General features: G+C 34.7%; 2 protein-coding genes. Both read left to right on the plus strand.

The genetic code is table 11. The features are described from left to right. Window positions 1-304 precede the first annotated feature (304 nt). Complete coding sequence (yfmF, locus tag DBX25_RS20325) at window positions 305-1,582, plus strand: EF-P 5-aminopentanol modification-associated protein YfmF (RefSeq protein ID WP_108672575.1); 1,278 nt, start codon at window positions 305-307, stop codon at window positions 1,580-1,582. Window positions 1,583-1,585: 3 nt separating this feature from the next. Beyond that, window positions 1,586-2,875 carry an EF-P 5-aminopentanol modification-associated protein YfmH gene (gene yfmH / locus DBX25_RS20330; RefSeq protein ID WP_108672576.1) on the plus strand — a complete coding sequence of 430 codons (1,290 nt, stop codon included), beginning with the start codon at window positions 1,586-1,588 and terminating at the stop codon, window positions 2,873-2,875. Window positions 2,876-2,973: the final 98 nt, after the last annotated feature.

The following is a 2,973-nucleotide window of genomic DNA, read 5'->3' on the forward strand; positions in this document are numbered from 1 at the left end:
CCATCCCTCCACAGAACAAAAGGCCACCAAGCGAAGCGCGGTAGCCTAGAATGATTTTCCCCCAACATTTGACGGAGAACCATAAAAATAAACAAAAAAATCTGTAGTTTATAAAATTATTATGTAAACTAAATTCAGTTTAATAATGTAGCTGTTTAAACACATTTTTGCGCTGATCATCGTAGAAGTTGCATGTTTTTTCTGATTATCTGTATATTTTAAGTAGATGTTTAAATTTTTGGTAATTTACAAAGAATATATGCTGTCTATACTGTATTGTATTTTACATGAGGGAGGGTCATAGATGACCAGTATTTCTGAAAAAGTCATTGATAAAACCGGCTTAAAGCTTCATATAGTCACTACGGATAAATATAAAACGAACACGCTCGTTTGGAAGATGAAAGCTCCATTAGAAAAAGATACGGTAACCTTGCGTGGTTTATTGCCACATGTACTTCAAAGCAACACTAAAAACTATCCCACCAATACTAAGCTACGAACTTATTTAGATGATCTATATGGTGCAAGCCTATATGTTGACCTAGCTAAAAAAGGTGAGTTTCATGTCATGTCCTTCACTATTGAAATTGCAAATGAGAAATTCCTAACAGATCCAACATCTTTACTTGAAAAAGCATTTCAAATTTTGACTGAAGTACTGCTTCAACCGAATGTCACGAACAATGCTTTTGATTCAGCTACAGTAGATAAAGAAAAAAGGACGTTAAAGCAAAGAATTCAATCAATATATGATGATAAAATGAAATACTCTTCTGTCCGGTTAATAGAGGAAATGTGCAAAGGAGAGTCATTTGAATTAGAAGCTAATGGTATAAAGGATGAAGTTGATAGCATCACGCCTGAGACTCTTTATCGATACTATGAAAAAGCTCTGAATAACGATGAAATTGATTTGTATATTATTGGAGATGTAAAGGAACAAGAAGTAGTTGACCTTGCTGAGCGCTATATTAAACTTTCTGATAGACCAAAAGGCGAGAGAGTTCAACATGATAGAAAACAAATCGATGATGTAAAAGAGATTAAAGAAAATCAGGATGTAAAACAAGGTAAATTAAACATTGGATACAGAACTAATATTTATTACGGAGATGAAAAGTATTATCCTTTACAAGTGTTTAATGGAATCTTTGGAGGTTTTTCACATTCTAAATTGTTCATTAATGTAAGGGAAAAGGCCAGTCTAGCCTATTATGCAGCATCTAGATTAGAGAGCCATAAAGGTTTGTTATTAGTCATGTCAGGGATTGACAACAATAACTATGACAAGGCTGTTTCCATCATTCATGAGCAAATGGATGCAATGAAGAAAGGGGATTTCTCTGAGGATGAACTGGCTCAAACAAAAGCAGTAATAAAAAATCAGCTGCTGGAAACCATTGATGTTGCAAGAGGACTTGTAGAAGTTTTATATCACAATGTGATTATTGGGAAAAACATTTCACTTAATGAGTGGATGGAAAAAACAGATGAAGTTACTCGTGAAGAAATTGTGGATGTCGCGCAATCCATCGAATTAGATACCATCTATTTTTTAACTGGAACGAAAGGGGAATAAATCATGGAGAAAATCCTTTTCGAACAATTGCAGGAAGAATTGTACTACGAAAAACTCTCAAATGGTTTAGATGTATATATCCTTCCGAAAGCGGGATTTAATAAATCGTATGCCACATTTACTACTAAATATGGATCAATCGATAATCATTTTAAGCCAATGGATAAGGATGAATTTGTATTGGTTCCTGACGGGATTGCCCATTTTTTAGAGCACAAATTATTTGAAAAAGAAGATGGGGATGTGTTTCAGCAGTTTTCAAAACAGGGAGCTTCTGCCAATGCATTTACCTCATTTACCAGAACTGCCTATCTATTTTCCAGTACTTCTGATTTTGATAGGAACTTGGAAACACTAATTGATTTTGTGCAAGACCCATATTTCTCTGACAAAACGGTGGAAAAAGAAAAAGGAATTATTGGGCAAGAAATTACCATGTACGATGATAATCCTGATTGGCGATTATACTTCGGGTTAATAGAAGGGATGTATCATAATCATCCTGTAAAATTGGACATAGCTGGAACAAAAGATTCCATCGCAAAAATTACAAAAGAAATGCTCTATGAGTGTTACGAAACATTTTATCATCCAAGCAATATGCTCTTGTTCGTTGTTGGACCAATAGATCCTGAAGCGACTATGAAGTTTATCAAAGATAATCAAAGCAAAAAGCAATATGAGGACCAACCTGAAATTCAAAGACGCTTTGAGGAAGAACCTCAAGAGGTTGCAAAGAATAAGCAAGTATTAAAAATGAACGTACAATCATCTAAATGTTTAGTGGGAATTAAGGCACCGTCCGCTACTATTCAAGGTGAGGAAATGTTGAAGTATGAGCTTGCCGTAAATCTTCTATTGGATATTCTTTTCGGTAAAAGCTCATCTAAATATGACGAATTATACTCCAATGGTTTAATTGATCAAACGTTTTCTTTCGATTACACTCAAGAATCTGGATTTGGTTTTGCTATGGTAGGTGGAGATACAGATCGTCCAGATGAATTGGCAGAAAGTATATCATCATTCCTTTTAGAACAAAAAAACGGAATTGCAATTGAAGAAGAAGTACTTGAGCGTACGAAGAAAAAGAAAATTGGCTCCTTCCTTCGAGCTTTGAATTCTCCGGAATACATTGCTAATCAATTTACACGTTATGCATTTAATGATATGAAACTTTTTGAGGTCGTACCAACTTTAGAAAAGATAACGATAGAAGATCTAAAACGAGTAGCATCTGAATTAATTGATGAAAAACGATTCGCTGTATGTCAAGTCATTCCAAATGTATAAATTTCTTCTCTTTCGAAGAGGCTGTCCCAAAAGTACGACTTTTAGGGGCAACCCTCTTTTTTTGGTTCTCGAATGTGATCAATGGATTTCCGCTCCAG

Origin of the sequence: Peribacillus acanthi, assembly GCF_003073175.1 — a bacterium.
In the GTDB taxonomy this organism is placed as follows: Bacteria; Bacillota; Bacilli; order Bacillales; family DSM-1321; genus Bacillus_BN; species Bacillus_BN acanthi.

Excerpts from the sequence above, each read along its gene's own strand:
- yfmF (WP_108672575.1), top strand. The coding sequence starts at position 305 with ATGACCAGTATTTCTGAAAAAGTCATTGATAAAACCGGCTTAAAGCTT.
- yfmH (WP_108672576.1), top strand. The coding sequence starts at position 1,586 with ATGGAGAAAATCCTTTTCGAACAATTGCAGGAAGAATTGTACTACGAA.